This window comes from Delftia sp. WSY_7 (genome assembly GCF_043104845.1).
Classification (GTDB): domain Bacteria; phylum Pseudomonadota; class Gammaproteobacteria; order Burkholderiales; family Burkholderiaceae_C; genus Comamonas; species Comamonas tsuruhatensis.
In genome coordinates, this window is sequence record NZ_JBICLB010000005.1 from 603837 (window position 1) to 620232 (window position 16396).

Sequence of the window (16396 nt, forward strand, 5' to 3'; positions counted from 1 at the left end):
TGGGCCCGGCGCACGGCGCCCGCTCGGGTTCGCACAAGCGCGCGCGACACGCGCTAGAAATCCGGCCTGCGCATCCTCGACAAGGCGTCCTGCCGATTGGCGGCTCCCAGCTTGCGGTAGATGTTTTCCAGGTGCCGCTTCACCGTGCCTGCACGCAACTCCAGCATGGTGGCGATTTCTGCGTTGGTGTTGCCGTTGGCGACCCATTGCAGCACTTCACGTTCGCGCGGGCTCAGCACGTCGGCAGCCGGCGAGCCCGGTGAGAGCGCCTGCCATGCCGCCTGGCTGATCCGCTGCTGCTGGCTCAGGCGCCGCCACTGCGCCTGCGCATGCGGCCCCAGCAAGGTCAGCGCCATGCGCTCCGCCGCGGTGTAGCCGCGCGAGGCGCGTGTGACATTGAGGGTCAGCATCGCGCCGTGGCCCAGTTCCACGTCCAGCGCGAGTCCGTCCTGCTGGCCCACCTGGGAGTAGGCCTGGGCATAGAGCGCCGTCCTCTGCCATTGCCCGCGAGTCAGCAGGTCGGAAATGCTGGCGGCCTGCGTCTGGCGCTGCCGATACAAGGGGTTGTCGGCCAGATGCCGGTGCACCGCAGCGTTGACTTCGGAGGAAATGGCCCGCACCGGATCGTAGGCCGTGTAGCCACGGACTTCCGCAATGCCGGAGAAATCCACCACCCGAATGTCACCCGGCACCACCAGGCGCAGCGCGTGCAGCAAATGCGTGGCCAGCGCGTGCAGATCGGGCGCGCCGTGCACCGCGAGGATGGCCTGATTGAGTTGCCCCAGTTGCTGCGTTGACAGGGTCATGTCGCGAAATCCAATGGCGTGCTCGAGGTGCTGGCGATAGGTGGGCCGGCTGAGGCCGCATTTTCAGGCCTGCGATGTGCCGTCGGCACATTTTCACGATCTTCGCAGAAAGCTAAGGTCACGCGGTCCGCAACAACAGCGCGCGGGTCTGCCCGGGACACGCAGCGCAACGGGAGGAACCGTGCACGCTTTTCTTCACAGACCCCTTCGACGCCTCCGGCTTCTGGCAGTGCCTGGCGCGCTGTGCAGCCTGCTGGCACTCAATGGCCAGGCCGCGACCATCGTGGTCAATACCACGGACAACACGCCCGGTGCAGCGGACTGCAGCCTGAATGAGGCATTGACCAGTGCCCAGATGGATGACGGCAGTTGGGGCAACGGCGCATGCATATCGGGCAATGGCGCGGACACCATCGTGTTCGACCCGGCCGTCTTTCCGGCAGGCAGCCTCACCGCCATTGCATTGGCAGGCCATTCCATCGACCTCAACTTCACCACCTCGGACATCACGATCGACGGGGACCAGCGGGTGGCGCTCGATGGGGGCAATGCCTCCCGCCTGGTGTCGGCCCAGGGCAGCGGTGTCCAGCTCACGCTGCGCGGCCTGACACTGCGCGGCGGGCTGACCGCCGCCGGTGAAGACGGCGGCGCCATCTACCTGGACAACGGCGTCACCCTGCGCCTGGAGCGCAGCGTGGTGCAGGACAGCACGGCCGGCATCAACGGCGGGGGACTGTACAGCCGCGACAGCACGGTGACCATCGTGGACAGTGTGTTCAGCGGCAACCAGGCAGGGGGACAGGGCGGTGCCATCTACAGCACGGGCAGCGGCTCGCTGACGGTGGAGCGCAGCCGCCTGTCCGGCAACACGGCCCGCACGCTGGGCGGGGGCCTGCGCAGCGGGGTGCCGACCACCATGACCGACAGCACCGTCACCGGCAACGTGCTGGTGTCTCCGGGCTCGGGTGCCGGCGTCTCGTTCACGCTCACCCGCCCCCGCACACTCCACGGCAACCAGATCACGAACAACGCGCCCGGCAACAACTGTGGCGGCGAAACGTTCACGGGGACGGGCAACCGCTACTGGCCGGCCAGCGATACCAGTTGCCCGGCGGCGGCAGGTGCCATCGCCAAAGCGCCGCAGGCCATCACCTTCACCACGGCACCACCGGCCGGCGCACGGGTGGGGGATACCTATGACGTGGCCGCCGTCGGAGGCGCCTCGGGAAACCCCGTCATGTTCGCCGTGGATGCATTGACCGCGGCGATCTGCAGCGCCTCCGGCAGCACCATCCGCTTCCAGGCCGCAGGGACATGCACGATCAACGCCAGCCAGCTCGGCGATGCGGACCATGACGCGGCTCCGCAGGCGGTGCAGATGGCGGCGGTGGGACAGGGCCCCTCCCGTGTCACGCTGACCTCCAGCGCCAATCCCTCGCGCTCCGGGCAGTCGCTGTCCTTCTCCGTGGTGGTCGCACCCGATGTCTCCCTGGGCACCGCCGCCGTCCCCACGGGAACGGTCGAAATCCTGGCTGGCGGCCTGTCGCTGGGCACGGCAGGTTTGTCCAATGCCAGGGCCATCATCGCCACCACCCAACTGACGGCGGCCGGCCCGCATGCCATCGTGGCCCGGTACGGCGGCGATGCGAACTATCTCGCCGCGGACAGCGGCGCATGGGCCCAGACCGTGGAGCCCGCAGCCCCGGCCCCGGCCACAGCCACCCCCGTGCCCGCGCTGGGCCCCTGGGGAGTGCTGCTGTGCGCCGTGCTGACGGGATGGGCAGGACTGCGGCTGCGCGGCGTGCACGGCACCTGATGCAGCACCTGATGCCACCGCCTGCCCGCAGGCCTCAGGCCGAATGCATCCAGCGCTGGTGCAGCCAGCGCGCCGCATGGTCCAGCGCATAGCCCAGGGCGCCGATCAGCACCACGGCAGCCATCAGCTCCGAATACGCCAGGCGGTCGCGCGTGTCGAGGATGAAGTAGCCCAGGCCGGCCGATACGCCCAGCATTTCCGCGGGCACCAGCACGATCCAGATGATGCCGATGGCCAGGCGCACGCCCGTGAGGATCTGGGCCGTGATGCCGGGCAGCACCACGCGCAGCACGGTCTCGGTGCGCGTGGCCGACAGGCTGCGCGCCAGCAGCAGCCAGTTGCGGTCCAGCTGGGCCACGCCGGCCGCCGTGCTCAGCAGGATGGGCCAGACGGCGGCGAAGGCCAGCAGGAAGTACACGGGCGCGTCGCCCACGCCCAGCACCATCACGGCAATGGGCATCCACGACAGCGGCGAGATCATGCGCAGGAACTGGAACACGGGCGAGAACGCCTGCGAGAACCCGCGCGACAGGCCCACCAGCACGCCCAGCGGCACGCCGACCACGAAGGCCAGCAGCAGGCCCACGGCCACGCGCTGCAGGCTCAGCAGGGTGTGCATCCAGATGTCGGCGCCCGTCAGCAGCTGGCCCAGCGCCTGCAGCGAAGGCCAGGGCGCGAAGGCCGCAGCCACGGGCGTGCTGCGCGCCAGCAGCGCGCCGCCCACCCACCACAGGGCCAGGACCAGGGCCGCGCCCAGCAGCGGCAATCCAATACGTCGCAACACCTGGATCACACCACGATGGTTTCGCGGCGCGAGAAATCGGCCGGAATGCCGAAGACCTGCGGGCCGCCCACGGCCTGGATGGCCTTGCGCACGAAGCGGTCGTCCACCAGGTCGGTGGCCGCGAACCTGGGCTCCAGCTTGTCGAGGAAGCGCGTGTCGCCCTCGACCTTGGTGGCCTTGATGGCGCGCACCAGCTGCTCGGTGTACGACGGATAGGGATAGGGCTGGAAGTCGATGCGCCGCTGGTGCCAGCCCTTGTTGACGACCACGCCGCTGGCCTCGTAGCTGGCGTAGTCGGTGGCGGCCAGCACCTTGGACAGCGTCTGCTGCGGATGCGGCGTGTAGCGGCGCTCGCCCGTGCTCGACAGCAGGCGCGCGGCGGCCAGGCGGTTGTCGCGCGTCCACAGCTGGGCCTTGACCACGGCATTGGTCACGCGCTGGGCCCATTCGGGCTTGTCGGCGATATCGCGCTCGGCCAGGAAGGTGACGCAGCAGGCGTGATCCTTCCAGACATCGCCCGAGAAGCGCAGCATCTTGCCCACGCCCGCGATCTCGGCGGCGGCATTGAAGGGCTCGGCCACGATGAAGCCCGCAATCGACTTGCCGGCCAGGGCCGAGACCATTTCGGCCGGTGCCAGCACGACGAGGTTGACCTCGTTGGCCGCAATGGCGCCGCCGCGCGCCCGCGTCACGGCCGTGAGGCCGGCCTTGCGCAGCACGTCCTGCAGCAGGATGTTGTGGATGGAGTACCAGAACGGGATCGCCACGGTCTTGCCGCCCAGGTCCTGCACCTTCTGGATCTCGGGCAGCACGGTCAGGCCCGAGCCGTTGACGTGGTTCCAGGCCACGATCTTGGCGGGGAACTTGGCGCCGTAGCGCACCCACAGCGTGGAGGGCGTGAGCAGGTGGATGACGTTGACCTGGCCCGAGACGAAGGCCTCGACGATCTGGGCCCAGGAGCGGAACAGGCGCGGAGCCTCGGCCTTGAGGCCTTCGGCCTCGAACAGGCCGTTGCCGTGGGCCACCAGCAGCGGCGTGGCGTCGGTGATGGGCAGGTAGCCGATCTTCACGGGCTGGTCATCGCCCTTGAAGGCCTGGGCGCGCGCATCGCCTGCGGCCAGCAGCGGCGCGGCCACCGAGGCCGTGGCCAGCGCGCCCAGGCGCAGCATGTCGCGCCGCGTGAGGCCGCAGCCGCAGTCCGACGAGGCGCAGATGTGGGTGTAGGAAGGGTGGTCCTGGAAGCTCATGCGAAAGACCTTTCAGAAGAGCATGGTTGAAGTCGAAGAAATGGCGGATCTGCAGGCGGATCTGCAGGCGGATCGGCAGGCAGGCAGACAGGCGAGGGAGATCAGGCCTGGGCCGCATGGCGCACGCCGTGCAGGGCCGAGAGGATGTCCAGCCGCAGCGCGGTCACGGCGGCGGCCTGGTCCTCGCGCGGGCGCGCAATGTCCACGCGCCATTCGCGCACGATGTGGCCGGGCCGCCCGCCCATCAGCAGGATGCGGTCGCCCACGAGGATGGCCTCGTCGATGTCATGCGTGACCAGCAGCGCCGCCGTGTGCCAGCGGTGGACCACGTCCACCATCAGCTCCTGCATCTCGGCGCGCGTGATGGCGTCCAGGGCCGAGAACGGCTCGTCGGCCAGCAGCAGCTGCGGCTCGCGCGCCAGGGCGCGCGCCAGGGCCACGCGCTGGGCCATGCCGCCCGACAGCTGCGAGGGATAGAGCGCGCCGCTGCCGCCCAGGCCCACGGCCTGCAGCGCCTGCTCCACGCGCTGGCGGCGGGCATCGGCCTCCAGCTTCGGCTGGCGCTCGAAGTCCAGGCCGAAGCCCACGTTGCGCCGCGCGTCCAGCCAGGGCAGCAGGCTGGGCTGCTGGAACACGAAGCCCGCGCGCGGGTGCGGCGCGGTCAGCGGCTGGCCGAGGAACTGGAGCTCGCCCCGGCTCCAGGCGCCGCCGTCCGGCGACTCCAGGCCACCGAGCACGCGCAGCAGCGAGGACTTGCCGCAGCCGCTGCCGCCGAGCAGGCAGACGATTTCGCGCGGGGCAATGCTCAGGGAGATGTCCTCGAACACGGCCTTGCCGGGCGCATAGCCAAAGCCCGCGCCGCGTGCCTGCAGCACGGGCGCGGGAGCGTCAGGGGAGAAAGCTTCCGTCTGGGTCATGAACTGGTGGTTGCCAGGGCCGCGCCAGCCAGCGCACCCTGTAGCTGCGTGACGCTGGGCGTCACGATGGGGATGAAGGCCGCCTCGCGCCAACGGCGCGCAAATCCCAGCGGCTGGTCGCGATGATAAGCGCGCCCGCCGCTGGCGTGCAGCTCCAGCTGCAGGGACTGCTGCACGATGTCGTTCAATTCCAGGCGCAGGCGGAACAGGGCTTGAGGTCGGTCAAGAAAACGCCCGTCGGACAGGCCCGCATGCAGCGTGGCCGTGGCCAGCTCCAGCGCGTGGCGCTGCTGCTGCAGCGGGCCGCCCAGCACATCGCGCCCGGCGCCGGCACGGGCCGAGGCCGCCGCCAGCGAGGCGCGCGCCAGCCCGATGCACAGCCCCAGCTGCAGGCCCATGAAGGCGGGCCGCACGCGCGGCAGGAAATGGTTGGCGTCGGCATGGATCACATCGGCCGGACCGATCTGCAGCCCCTCGATGGACAGCGCCGCCGTATGGCTGCCGCGCAGCGCGATCAGGTCCAGGTCGGCGCTGCGCTGCAGGCCCGCCGCATCGCCGGGCAGCGCGGCCACGAAGGGCTTTGCACCGTCGCTGCGCGAGACGGCAACGGCCACCACGAAGCGACCCGGCGGCACCAGGTTGGTGGCCCAGGGCACGCGCCCGCGCAGTGCAAGGCCGTCGGCGTTGCCGGAGCCGACGGGCGTGGCCTCGACCTGCAGGGCCTCGATGCCGCCCAGGTACTTCATGGCGTTGGACAGGCCCGTGGCGCCCGCCTGCGTGCCCTGCAGCAGGCCCGGCAGCCAGCGCTGGCGCAGCGCCGCGTTGGGCGACTGCAGCAGGTATTCGACAAAGGCGCGCTGCGCCCAGAACACGAAGCCCGCCGTCAGCGAATGCCCGGCCACGCCGGCAATGGCCTCCAGCGCATCGCCCAGGCTGCCGCCCTGCCCGCCCTCGGCCACGGGCACGCCCAGGCCGAACAGGCCGTGCTGCGCCAGCCGGGGCAGCACTTCGTGGGCATGCGCGGGGCCTTCGTCCAGGGAGTCGGCATGGGCGTCCAGCCACTGCCGCAGCGAATCAGCCAGCATGTGCGTTCTCCTGCGGTTGTCGGAACTGTTCGGGCAGATAGGGCTGCAGCTGCGGGTTGACGGGGCTTTGCGCCAGGCTGTTGGCAAAGTTGCACAGCGTGGCCAGGCTGATGCCCAGCACCACCTCCAGTGCCTGCTGCTCGCTCAGGCCGGCTGCATGGAAGGCGGCCAGGGCCTCGTCGGCGACGGCGCCGCGCGTGGCGATCACGGCTTCGGCAAAGCGGCGCACGGCGTCCAGGCGCGGCTGGCCCGTGTCGCGGCCGTCCTGCAGCGCCACCACCTCGGCCTGGGTCAGGCCGGCCTGCTTGAAGGCCAGCTTGGTGTGGCCGGCCACGCAGAAGTCGCAGCCATGGATGCGCGCCGCCGTGATCTGCACCACCTCGCGCTCGGCCAGCGTGAGCTGGGCGCGCGCGTTGATCTGGCCCACGGTCACATAGGTCTCCAGCGCCTGGGGCGAGTTGGCCAGGATGGCGATCAGGTTGGGCAGGAATCCGTTGCCGGCCAGGGCGCGCTCCACGAAGGGGCGGCTGGCTTCAGGGGCGGTTTGCGGGGTGTGCAGGGTCAGGCGTGCCATGGTGCTTTGCAGGAATGAAGGAATGCCTTCATGATCGGCCGCGCCCCCCTTGCCATCAATGCCGCCGCGTCGCGGATTTATGCCCGAACGTGTCAACCCGCAGGCAGATGCGGCGGGCCCGGATGGCGGCTCAGCAGCAGCGTGCCTGCGCGCGCTGCCAGGCGCCGGGCTGCTCGCCCATCACGCGCTTGAAGGCGCGCGAGAAAGCCGCGTAGGACTCGTAGCCCACGGCCTCGGCCACCTGGCCTATCGCCTCGCCCTGGGCCAGGCGGCGCGCGGCCAGCTGCATGCGCAGCAGCAGCAGGAATTGCTGGGGCGGCTGGCCGCAGGCCTCGGCGAACTGCCGAAAGAACGTGGCGCGCGACAGGCACACGCGCGCGGCCATGTCGGCCACGCTCCAGTTGCGGGCCGGCTCGCGCAGCAGCTCGGCCACCAGCGGCGCAAAGCCCGGCCGGCGCAGCAGGCTCCAGATGCCGCGCGCCCGCGCATCGCCATGCGCCAGCTGGCGCAGGCCGTAGAAGAACAGCAGGCCCACCAGCCGGTCCATCACGGCCGAGGGCTCGGTGCCCGTGCGCAGCGCCTCGGCGCGCATCAGGTCGAACAGCATGGAGGCGCCGCTCATCGCATGGTCGTCGCCGCGCAGCACCAGGTGGTCGGGGAAGGCATCGACCAGCAGGCCGCGCATGGGCCCCTCGAAGGTGAAGAAGCCGCAGGCCAGCGCCGTCTCTCCGATGCCGGCATCGCCAGTGGCGGGGCGCATGGCCTGCGGAGCGCAGGCCATGTCCGGGTCGGCATAGGGCGAGATGAAATGCGGCACATCGCGCGAGAGAAACACGCCGTCGCGCGGCTGCAGCTCCACCGAAGGCTGGCCCGGCAGGTGCAGCCAGCAGCGCCCGTCCAGGATCAGGTGAAAGCTGGCCCGCGCGCGCCCCGCCGTGGAGGCCCGCCAGCGCCCGCAGTACTGCCCCACATGGAACACGCTGGCGCGCCATTGCAGGCCGTTGAGCAGGCCGTCGATGACGCGATCGACCTGCGCTTCGGCCGCACTGTCGGGGACTGGGTCGGGTAGCACGGTGGTACAGGCAAGGCAGTGGAGGGAATGCGGCCGGCCAGTATCGCCACGATGCAGGCGCGGGGGAACGAATCTTTGGGCATATGCTTGTGCCGCAATCGATATCTGGATCTGCATCCAAGTCCGCCCGGCCCGACCTTGGTCCGGTCGTGCCTCAGCGCTGGAAGCCCGAAGGCGGCACCCCGAAATGCCTTTTGAACATGGCCGTGAACGCGCTCTGGCTGGCGTAGCCGCAATCGAGGGCGATGTCTATGATGCGCTCGCCCGCCGCAATGCGGCCCAGCGCGAACATCAGCCGCGCCTGCTCGCGCCACTGGGCGAAGGGCATGCCGGTTTCCTTCACGAACAGGCGCTGCAGCGTCTTGGCGCTCACGCCCAGGCGCTGCGCCCAGTGTTCGGCGGTGGCGGTGTCGGCAGGCTCGCGCATCAGGGCCTCGCAGACCTGGCGCAGCCGCGCATCGGCGGACAGGGGCAGGTGCAGGGGCAGCACCTCGGCGGCGCGCAGCTCATCGACCAGCAGGTGCATCAGGCGCTCGTCGCGGCTGCCTTCGGCATAGTCCAGCGGCACGCTGACGGCGGCCACCACCAGCTCGCGCAGCAGGGGCGACACGTTGACCACGCAGGTGCGCGCGGGCAGGTCCGCAAAGGCCGAGGTGTCGATGTAGGCCGTGCGCATCTTCACGTCGCCCGACATGCGCACATCGTGCTCGGCGTCGGCCTCTATCCACAGCCCCCGGTTGGGCGGAACCAGCCAGGAGCCGGAATGCAGCTGCACCGACATCACGCCTTCGATCGCATACAGCAGCTGGCCGCGCGGGTGGGAGTGCCAGCCCGTGCTGGTGCCATGCGCCCAGTTGGCCTCCATGGCGGCCATGGGGCGCCCGGTCTGGTGGTACTTGAGGTATATGCGCGGCAGTTCTGCGGCCATGAGGCTTCCCGTCCTGTGCGGTTCTATGCGGCTCTCTGTCCCGATCTCGACAATTGAAGTCAGTATAGAGAGAGACAGACGGGCATCAAACGCCTATCTTCGGTCCCACGGCCCATTGACCTTCGTCAACGCCGGACCCTGACCGTGCCGCCCTGCGGGGCCCTTTCCTCCATGACAAGCAACACCACCACTCTTGGCGCCCCGGGCGAGCTGGGCGCGCCTGCAACGCACGCCCATCCGGCGCCCGCCCATCCGGCGCCCAGCCATGCCGCGCAGGGCTTTTTGCTGCGCATCGTCGGCGCCGCCGCCTTTGCCCACCTGCTCAACGACCTGATCCAGGCCGTGCTGCCGGCCGTCTATCCCATGCTCAAGACGGAGTTCTCGCTGAGCTTCGCGCAGATCGGCTGGATCTCCCTGGTCTACCAGGTCACGGCCTCGCTGCTGCAGCCCTGGATCGGCCTGTACACCGACAAGCATCCCAAGCCCTACCTGCTGCCGCTGGGCATGGTGGTGACGCTGGTGGGCGTGGGCCTGCTGGCCCTGTCCACCAGCTACCCCATGCTGCTGGCCGCCGCGTCGCTGATCGGCGTGGGCTCGTCCACCTTCCACCCCGAGGCCTCGCGCGTGGCGCGGCTGGCCTCGGGCGGGCGCTTCGGCACGGCGCAATCGACCTTCCAGGTGGGCGGCAACACGGGCTCGGCCATCGGCCCGCTGATGGTGGCGGCCATCGTCATTCCGTTTGGCCAGCATGCGATCGCCTGGTTCATGCTGGTGGCGCTGCTGGCCATCTGGGTGCTGCTGCGCATCACGCACTGGCGCCTGCACCACGCGCCGGCCAAGGTGGTGGCGGCCGGCCAGCATGCGCTGACGGCGCTGAACCGCTCGCAGGTCATCCGCGCGGTGACCGTGATCTGCGTGCTGATGTTCGCCAAGTTCGTCTACATCGCGGCCTTTGCCAACTACTTCACCTTCTATCTGATCGAGCGCTTTGCCCTGCCCGTGCAGCAGTCGCAGCTGTACCTGTTCGCCTTCCTGGCGGCCGTGGCGGCGGGCACCTTCGCGGGCGGCCCGGTGGGCGACCGCATAGGGCGCAAGGCCGTGATCTGGGTGTCCTTCCTGGGCGTGGCGCCGTTTGCGCTGCTGCTGCCGCATGCCGACCTGTTCTGGACGGCCGTGCTGTCCATCGTCATCGGCCTGGTCATGTCCTCGGCCTTTGCGGCGCTGGTGGTCTATGCGCAGGAGGCCGTGCCCGGCCGCGTGGGCCTGGTCTCGGGGCTGATGTTCGGCCTCATGTTCGGCATCGGCGGCTTGGGGGCTGCCGGCATGGGCAACCTGGCCGACACCCACGGCATCGTCTGGGTGTACAGCCTGGTGGCCTACCTGCCGCTGCTGGGGCTGGCAACGGCCTTTCTGCCGGAAACGCGGGCCCGGCGACGCTGAGGCGCAGCCTCAATCCGGCTGTATGCCCGCCTGCCGGATCACGGCGGACCAGCGCGCCACCTCCTCGGCGATCTGGGCACGCGCCTCGGCAGGCGTGGTGAAGGTGGGCATGGCGCCCTGGGCGACCAGGGCGTCCTTCACTTCCTGCTGCCCCATCACCTCCTTGAGCGCGCCGCTGAGCCGGGCGACGATGGGCGCGGGCGTGCCCGCAGGCGCCAGCAGGCCGAACATCGACGTCACCTCGAAGCCCGACAGCCCGGCCTCGGCCGTGGTGGGAATGTCGGCAATGGAGGGCACGCGCTGCGCCGTGGTCACGGCCAGCGCGCGCAGGCGGCCGCCCTTGATGAAGCCCTGCGTGGCGGGCAGGGTGTCGAACACCACATCCACCTGGCCGCCCATCAGATCGTTGAGCGCCGGCGTGCTGCCCTTGTAGGGCACATGGGTCAGCGGCACGCCCGCCTGCCGCTTGAACAGCTCGGCCGCCAGGTGCTGGGGCGAGCCATTGCCCGAGGAGCCGTAGTTCAGCCCGGCCGGCCGGCTTTTGGCCAGGGCGATGAACTCGCCCAGGCTGGCCGCCTTCACCGACGGGCCCACGGTCACCACCAACGGCACGCGGCCCACCACGCCAATGGGCGCAAAGCTCTTGTCCATGGTGAAGCCTGCCGTGGACGCCATGAGCACGCTGTTGATGGAATGGCTGGTCAGCGCACCCAGCAGCAGCGTATAGCCATCGGGCCTTTCCTTGGCCACGGCGGCGGCGCCCAGGTTGCCGGCCGCGCCCGCCCGGTTCTCCACCACCACGGGCTGGCCCAGCGCCAGCGAGAGTCTTTGCCCCACCACGCGCCCGATCACGTCGGTGGCGCCCCCGGGCGTGTAGGGAACGACCAGCTTGATGGGCCGGGCCGGATAGGCGCCGTCGGCCAGCGCGGGCGTGGCCAGGCCTGGGCCCAGCGCCAGCGAGGCCAGCAGCGCCGCAGCCAGGGCGGCGCGCCGGTTGGGCGCATGAATGCGACGGATGCGGGATGCAGCAACAACCATGGGTGTCTCCTCCTTTTGTCTTGTGTCGGAAAAACATGCCCGGCACGCACGCCGGGCACGGCTGCATGGTTGGTCAGATAGATTATTAATAATATAGGTGATAACTACGATAATAATCTGCGACATCCGCCGCTATCCTGCCCCTCGACAAGGCAGCGCCTGCCTTCCGACCCCGCCAAGACCCTCTGCAAAGCACCCCACCCATGACCGACCCCAAGACTCCCGATGGCGCTCCAGGCCATGACATCGCCCCCGCCGATGCGGCCACGGGCATCTCCAAGGGCCTGACCAACTACGGCGACCGCGGCTTTTCGCTGTTCCTGCGCAAGGCCTTCATCAAGGGCGCGGGCTACACGGACTCGGCGCTGCAGCGGCCCGTCATAGGCATCACCAACACGGGCAGCAGCTACAACCCCTGCCACGGCAATGCGCCCCAGCTGATCGAGGCCGTCAAGCGCGGCGTGATGCTGGCGGGTGGCCTGCCCATGGACTTCCCCACCATCTCGGTGCACGAAAGCTTCTCGGCGCCGACCAGCATGTACCTGCGCAACCTCATGTCCATGGACACCGAGGAGATGATCCGCGCCCAGCCCATGGATGCCGTCGTGCTCATCGGCGGCTGCGACAAGACGGTGCCGGCCCAGTTGATGGGCGCGGCCTCGGCCGGCATCCCGGCCATCCAGCTGATCACCGGGTCGATGCTCACCGGCTCGCACCGCAGCGAGCGCGTGGGCGCCTGCACGGACTGCCGCCGCTACTGGGGCAAGTTCCGCGCCGAAGAGATCGACGCCGAAGAGATCGCCGACGTGAACAACCAGCTGGTGGCCAGCGTGGGTACCTGCTCGGTCATGGGCACGGCCAGCACCATGGCCTGCATTGCCGAGGCGCTGGGCATGACCGTGCCCGGCGGCGCCTCGCCCCCCGCCGTCACGGCCGACCGCATCCGCATTGCCGAGCAGACCGGCACCGAGGCCGTGCGCATGGCGCGCGAGGGCCTGACCATCGACAAAATCCTCACGCCCGCCGCCTTCGAAAACGCCATGCGCGTGCTGCTGGCCATCGGCGGCTCCACCAACGGGCTCGTGCACCTGGCCGCCATCGCGGGGCGCATGGGCTATGACATCGACCTCAAGGCCCTGGACCGCATGGGCCGCGACACGCCCGTGCTGCTGGACCTCAAGCCCTCGGGCGATCACTACATGGAGGACTTCCACCACGCGGGCGGCATGGCCACGCTGCTGCGCGAGCTCAAGCCCCTGCTGAACCTGGACGCCCTCACCGTCACCGGCCGCACGCTGGGCGAAGAGATCGATCGCGCCGGCCCCGGCTTTGCGCAGGACGTGGTGCGCCCGCGCTCCAACCCCATCTACCCGCAGGGCGGCATCGCCGTGCTGCGCGGCAACCTCGCGCCGGGCGGCGCCATCATCAAGCAGTCGGCCGCCCATCCCCGGCTCATGGAGCACGAAGGCCGCGCCGTGGTCTTCGAGAACGCGGCCGACCTGGCCCACCGCATCGACAGCGACGACCTGGACGTGACGGCCGACGACATCCTCGTGCTCAAGAACATCGGCCCCAAGGGCGCGCCCGGCATGCCCGAGGCCGGCTACATCCCCATCCCGCGCAAGCTGGCGCGGGCCGGCGTCAAGGACATCGTGCGCATCTCCGACGGGCGCATGAGCGGCACGGCCTTCGGCACCATCGTGCTGCACGTCACGCCCGAATCGGCCGTGGGAGGGCCGCTGGCCCATGTGAGGAATGGCGACCGCATCACGCTATCGGTGGCGCGCCGCGAGCTGACGCTGCAGGTCGGCGACGAGGAACTGGCCCGCCGCGCCCGCGAGCAGCCGGTGACCGAGCCCACGGCCGAGCGCGGCTACCGCAAGCTCTTTCTCACCACCGTGAACCAGGCCGACCAGGGCGTGGACTTCGACTTCCTGCGCTGCGCCACCGAGCGCGGCACCATTCCCGGCCCGCGTGAATAGTCGGCGCAGGCGGTCAATTCGGACAAAATGGCGTCTTTGTCCCAACCGCCTGTCTTGATGGTCGCTGCCGCCTCACTGCCGATTTCCCTGGATGCCGAACCCGCCCCCGCAGCCGACGCCCTGGGCGCCATGGTGGCCGCGCTGGAAGAGGACGTGGTCTTCGGCCGGCTGCACCCGCGCGAGCGCCTGGTGGAAGACGACCTCATGGCCCGCTTCGACGTCAAGCGCCACATCGCCCGCGAGGCCCTGGCCGCGCTGGACCGCATGGGCCTCATCGAGCGCCGCAAGAACGTGGGCGCCCTGGTGCGCTCCTTCTCCACCCAGGAAGTGCAGGAGCTGTACGAGCTGCGCGGCATGCTCGAAGTCGAGGCCGCGCGCAAGATCCCCCTGCCCGTTCCCCCCGAAAGCCTGGACCGCCTGACCGCCATCCAGCAGCAGCACGACGCCGCCGTGGCCGAAGGCAACGCGCGCCTGGTGTTCCGCATCAACCTGGCCTTTCACCAGGAACTGTTTGCGCTGGCAGGCAACGACACGCTGCACAAGGCCATCACCGAATACGCGCGCCAGACGCACCCCATCCGCTTCGCCTCCCTGGTCTCGGCCAACTACCGCGAGCGCGCACGCCAGGAACACTGGCAAATGATCGAAGCCCTGCGCGCCCAGGACCGCGACGCCCTGGTCCGCCTGTGCGCCGAGCACCTGCTGCCCTCGCGCGATGCGTATCTGAATGCGCAGTTGCAGCGGTTGTAGGCGAAGTCACCCCAGGAGCGACGCGGGCAGCGTCACGCGCCGTTGCCGCCGCTGCGCTCGGCAGCCAGACGCTCCCGCAACTGGCCGAGGGTGACGGCGCTGGAGGGATCAGCCCTCAAGGCGTCATAAGCAGGGCCTACCTCCAGGTGCAGCCAGCTATCCAGGCCGCGATCCTTGTCCATCAGCGCTTTCAACCCCGCGCAGATCACCTCGCTTTCGCTGGCGTACTCACCGGCCCTCACTTTGGCCCTGACCGCATCGGCGATGTCATTGGGCAAGGTGATGCTCATTTGCTGAGTGGTCTGCATGGGAGGCTCCCTGTAGGCAAGTGAGTGATCCTACTTTCATGTGGCAATCCAGTCGCCGACCCCGCCTCAGCTTGCACTCGCCCCCAACCTCCCCCGGTACGCCGCAGGCGTCTCCCCGAACGTGCGCCGGAACAAGCCGATGAAGGCGCTGGCCGTGGCGTAGCCCAGGTCCAGCGCGATGTTCGTCACCGGCGCGCCGGCGGCCAGCATCTCCAGCGAGCGCATCAGCCGCGCGCGCTGGCGCCAGGCGGTGAAGCTGAAGCCGGTTTCCGAGACAAAGCGCCGGCTCAGCGTGCGCGAGCTGACCGCTGCCCAGCGCGCCCAGGCCTCCAGGTCGCGGGCATCGGCCGGGTCGGCGATCAGTGCGCGGGCGATGCGCTGCAGGCGCGGGTCGGCGGGCAGGGGCAGGCCCAGGGGCTCCACGGGCAGGGTGCGGATCTCGTCCAGGATCACCGCCATCACATGGGCGCGGGCCTGGTCCGCCGAAGGGCCTGGTTGCACGGGCTGCGTTGTGGGCACGCCTTGCCGCCATCCCCAGCCGGCGGCGCGCAGCACGGCCTCGCGCAGCAGGCCCGAGGTGCGGATGGCGCAGGGCCGCTGCGGCAGGTCGGCGCAGGCCGGCTCCGCCACATAGACGCTCCAGCCGTGGAAGGGGCCATGGGAGCGGCCCGAATGCAGCTGGTGCGGCGGCAGCCACACGGCATGGATGGCGGGCACCACCCAGACCGCGTCTTCCACGCCCACCGACAGCAGCCCGCGCAGCGAGCCGAACAGCTGGCCGCGCGCGTGGCGGTGCGGCTCGGAGGCCAGCTCCTCGTCCTGGTTGCCCACGGCCGCGATCAGCACGGGGCCATCGGCACGGTTCACATGGCTGACCAGTTCAAGAATGGCATCGGGCATGGCGTCTTTGAGCTATTTGTTGGCTGATCCAGTCTACAGCCGCCAACGCCTTTGTTCTTACGCTTGTGCCATGCACACAGACAACACCGCCCTTGCAGAGCTGCCAGGCCCGGCCATCGACCTGGATTCGCTCTACGCCGCCCCGGCAGAAAGAATCCAGAAGGCCGTGCGCGACCGCCTGTCCGACTTCCACGAGGCCTATCTGCGCCAGGCCAGCTTCTTTTGCCTGGCCACGGCCGGCGAACGCGGCCTGGATGCCTCGCCGCGCGGCGGGCCACCCGGCTTTGTGCAGGTGCTGGACGAGCGCACCGTGGCCTTTGCCGACTGGCCCGGCAACAACCGCATCGAATCCCTGCGCAACCTGCAGGCCGATGACCGCCTGGCCATGCTCTTCCTGTTCCCGGGGCTGGACATCTTCCTGCGCATCAACGGGCGCGGCCGCATCTCCACCGACCCCCATCTGCTGCAAGAGCTGAGCGAAGGCCGGGGCACGCCCAAGACCGCCACCGTGGTGCTGGTCGACGAGGTGCTGCTGCACTGCGGCAAGGCCATCCACCGCTCCGGCCTCTGGAACCCGTCCAGCCAGCTGGACCGCACCGCCCTGCCCTCCGTGGGCCAGATGATGGCCGCCCTCACGCAGTTGGCCGATGCCACGGCGCCCGCCATGGATGCCGCCCAACAGGAGCAGGCCAACGCCCACTACGCCCATGCGGTCAGGCACGACCTGTACTGATGCCCTGCTTTTTCCC

16 protein-coding genes are annotated in these 16396 nt (G+C 69.8%); 5 read left to right on the top strand and 11 right to left on the bottom strand.

What is annotated here, in order from left to right:
* Window positions 1–53 precede the first annotated feature (53 nt).
* Window positions 54–806: a helix-turn-helix transcriptional regulator gene (locus ACF8ME_RS04065; protein WP_043790986.1), complete on the bottom strand. Its 753-nt coding sequence runs from the start codon at window positions 804–806 to the stop codon at window positions 54–56.
* Window positions 807–1035: 229 nt separating this feature from the next.
* Between ACF8ME_RS04065 and ACF8ME_RS04070 the strand changes: the two genes are divergently transcribed.
* Window positions 1036–2622, top strand: a complete 1587-nt coding sequence (locus tag ACF8ME_RS04070) for an Ig-like domain repeat protein (RefSeq protein WP_392415359.1) — start codon at window positions 1036–1038, stop codon at window positions 2620–2622.
* A 34-nt stretch (window positions 2623–2656) separates the two neighbouring features.
* On the opposite strand, the gene ACF8ME_RS04075 is transcribed toward ACF8ME_RS04070, so the two are convergent.
* The 7 genes from ACF8ME_RS04075 to ACF8ME_RS04105 all read right to left on the bottom strand — a co-directional run bounded on the left by ACF8ME_RS04075 (window position 2657) and on the right by ACF8ME_RS04105 (window position 9229).
* Window positions 2657–3415 (bottom strand): ABC transporter permease, encoded by a 759-nt coding sequence (locus ACF8ME_RS04075; protein ID WP_016452684.1) that lies wholly within the window; start codon window positions 3413–3415, stop codon window positions 2657–2659.
* Window positions 3412–4653: an ABC transporter substrate-binding protein gene (locus tag ACF8ME_RS04080; RefSeq protein ID WP_016448371.1), complete on the bottom strand. Its 1242-nt coding sequence runs from the start codon at window positions 4651–4653 to the stop codon at window positions 3412–3414. The genes ACF8ME_RS04075 and ACF8ME_RS04080 overlap by 4 nt, the downstream gene beginning before the upstream one ends.
* Before the next feature lie 101 nt (window positions 4654–4754).
* Window positions 4755–5570: an ABC transporter ATP-binding protein gene (locus tag ACF8ME_RS04085; RefSeq protein WP_016452685.1), complete on the bottom strand. Its 816-nt coding sequence runs from the start codon at window positions 5568–5570 to the stop codon at window positions 4755–4757.
* The gene (locus ACF8ME_RS04090) at window positions 5567–6655 is read right to left on the bottom strand and encodes an acyl-CoA dehydrogenase family protein (protein ID WP_016452686.1); all 1089 of its coding nucleotides are present in this window, start codon (window positions 6653–6655) and stop codon (window positions 5567–5569) included. Before ACF8ME_RS04090 ends, ACF8ME_RS04085 begins: the two co-directional genes overlap by 4 nt.
* Window positions 6645–7229: a carboxymuconolactone decarboxylase family protein gene (locus ACF8ME_RS04095; RefSeq protein WP_016448373.1), complete on the bottom strand. Its 585-nt coding sequence runs from the start codon at window positions 7227–7229 to the stop codon at window positions 6645–6647. The genes ACF8ME_RS04090 and ACF8ME_RS04095 overlap by 11 nt, the downstream gene beginning before the upstream one ends.
* 130 nt (window positions 7230–7359) lie before the next feature.
* Window positions 7360–8301 carry an AraC family transcriptional regulator gene (locus tag ACF8ME_RS04100; RefSeq protein ID WP_016448374.1) on the bottom strand — a complete coding sequence of 314 codons (942 nt, stop codon included), beginning with the start codon at window positions 8299–8301 and terminating at the stop codon, window positions 7360–7362.
* A gap of 154 nt (window positions 8302–8455) precedes the next feature.
* Window positions 8456–9229, bottom strand: a complete 774-nt coding sequence (locus tag ACF8ME_RS04105) for an AraC family transcriptional regulator (RefSeq protein ID WP_392415361.1) — start codon at window positions 9227–9229, stop codon at window positions 8456–8458.
* A gap of 171 nt (window positions 9230–9400) precedes the next feature.
* On the opposite strand from ACF8ME_RS04105, the gene ACF8ME_RS04110 reads away from it, so the two are divergent.
* Window positions 9401–10669 carry an MFS transporter gene (locus ACF8ME_RS04110; RefSeq protein ID WP_063328454.1) on the top strand — a complete coding sequence of 423 codons (1269 nt, stop codon included), beginning with the start codon at window positions 9401–9403 and terminating at the stop codon, window positions 10667–10669.
* A 9-nt stretch (window positions 10670–10678) separates the two neighbouring features.
* On the opposite strand, the gene ACF8ME_RS04115 is transcribed toward ACF8ME_RS04110, so the two are convergent.
* A complete protein-coding gene (locus ACF8ME_RS04115) occupies window positions 10679–11707 on the bottom strand; it encodes a tripartite tricarboxylate transporter substrate binding protein (RefSeq protein WP_209671828.1) in 1029 nt (342 codons plus the stop codon).
* A gap of 203 nt (window positions 11708–11910) precedes the next feature.
* Between ACF8ME_RS04115 and ACF8ME_RS04120 the strand changes: the two genes are divergently transcribed.
* Both ACF8ME_RS04120 and ACF8ME_RS04125 read left to right on the top strand, forming a co-directional pair.
* Window positions 11911–13689 carry an IlvD/Edd family dehydratase gene (locus tag ACF8ME_RS04120; protein WP_392415364.1) on the top strand — a complete coding sequence of 593 codons (1779 nt, stop codon included), beginning with the start codon at window positions 11911–11913 and terminating at the stop codon, window positions 13687–13689.
* Window positions 13690–13746: 57 nt separating this feature from the next.
* The gene (locus ACF8ME_RS04125; RefSeq protein WP_392415365.1) at window positions 13747–14439 is read left to right on the top strand and encodes a GntR family transcriptional regulator; all 693 of its coding nucleotides are present in this window, start codon (window positions 13747–13749) and stop codon (window positions 14437–14439) included.
* A gap of 32 nt (window positions 14440–14471) precedes the next feature.
* Here the strand turns inward: ACF8ME_RS04125 and ACF8ME_RS04130 are convergent, their stop codons facing one another.
* A complete protein-coding gene (locus tag ACF8ME_RS04130; RefSeq protein WP_016448378.1) occupies window positions 14472–14747 on the bottom strand; it encodes a type II toxin-antitoxin system ParD family antitoxin in 276 nt (91 codons plus the stop codon).
* A gap of 66 nt (window positions 14748–14813) precedes the next feature.
* Window positions 14814–15647 (bottom strand): AraC family transcriptional regulator, encoded by an 834-nt coding sequence (locus ACF8ME_RS04135; RefSeq protein ID WP_392415368.1) that lies wholly within the window; start codon window positions 15645–15647, stop codon window positions 14814–14816.
* A gap of 70 nt (window positions 15648–15717) precedes the next feature.
* Between ACF8ME_RS04135 and ACF8ME_RS04140 the strand changes: the two genes are divergently transcribed.
* Window positions 15718–16380: an MSMEG_1061 family FMN-dependent PPOX-type flavoprotein gene (locus tag ACF8ME_RS04140; protein WP_392415369.1), complete on the top strand. Its 663-nt coding sequence runs from the start codon at window positions 15718–15720 to the stop codon at window positions 16378–16380.
* Window positions 16381–16396: the final 16 nt, after the last annotated feature.

Bases quoted from the DNA above. Each gene is read 5' to 3' on its own strand.
- ACF8ME_RS04065 (WP_043790986.1), bottom strand. From the start codon at position 806: ATGACCCTGTCAACGCAGCAACTGGGGCAACTCAATCAGGCCATCCTC.
- ACF8ME_RS04080 (WP_016448371.1), bottom strand. From the start codon at position 4,653: ATGAGCTTCCAGGACCACCCTTCCTACACCCACATCTGCGCCTCGTCG.
- ACF8ME_RS04085 (WP_016452685.1), bottom strand. From the start codon at position 5,570: ATGACCCAGACGGAAGCTTTCTCCCCTGACGCTCCCGCGCCCGTGCTG.
- ACF8ME_RS04090 (WP_016452686.1), bottom strand. From the start codon at position 6,655: ATGCTGGCTGATTCGCTGCGGCAGTGGCTGGACGCCCATGCCGACTCC.
- ACF8ME_RS04095 (WP_016448373.1), bottom strand. From the start codon at position 7,229: ATGGCACGCCTGACCCTGCACACCCCGCAAACCGCCCCTGAAGCCAGC.
- ACF8ME_RS04105 (WP_392415361.1), bottom strand. From the start codon at position 9,229: ATGGCCGCAGAACTGCCGCGCATATACCTCAAGTACCACCAGACCGGG.
- ACF8ME_RS04110 (WP_063328454.1), top strand. From the start codon at position 9,401: ATGACAAGCAACACCACCACTCTTGGCGCCCCGGGCGAGCTGGGCGCG.
- ACF8ME_RS04115 (WP_209671828.1), bottom strand. From the start codon at position 11,707: ATGGTTGTTGCTGCATCCCGCATCCGTCGCATTCATGCGCCCAACCGG.
- ACF8ME_RS04120 (WP_392415364.1), top strand. From the start codon at position 11,911: ATGACCGACCCCAAGACTCCCGATGGCGCTCCAGGCCATGACATCGCC.
- ACF8ME_RS04125 (WP_392415365.1), top strand. From the start codon at position 13,747: ATGGTCGCTGCCGCCTCACTGCCGATTTCCCTGGATGCCGAACCCGCC.
- ACF8ME_RS04130 (WP_016448378.1), bottom strand. From the start codon at position 14,747: ATGCAGACCACTCAGCAAATGAGCATCACCTTGCCCAATGACATCGCC.
- ACF8ME_RS04135 (WP_392415368.1), bottom strand. From the start codon at position 15,647: ATGCCCGATGCCATTCTTGAACTGGTCAGCCATGTGAACCGTGCCGAT.
- ACF8ME_RS04140 (WP_392415369.1), top strand. From the start codon at position 15,718: ATGCACACAGACAACACCGCCCTTGCAGAGCTGCCAGGCCCGGCCATC.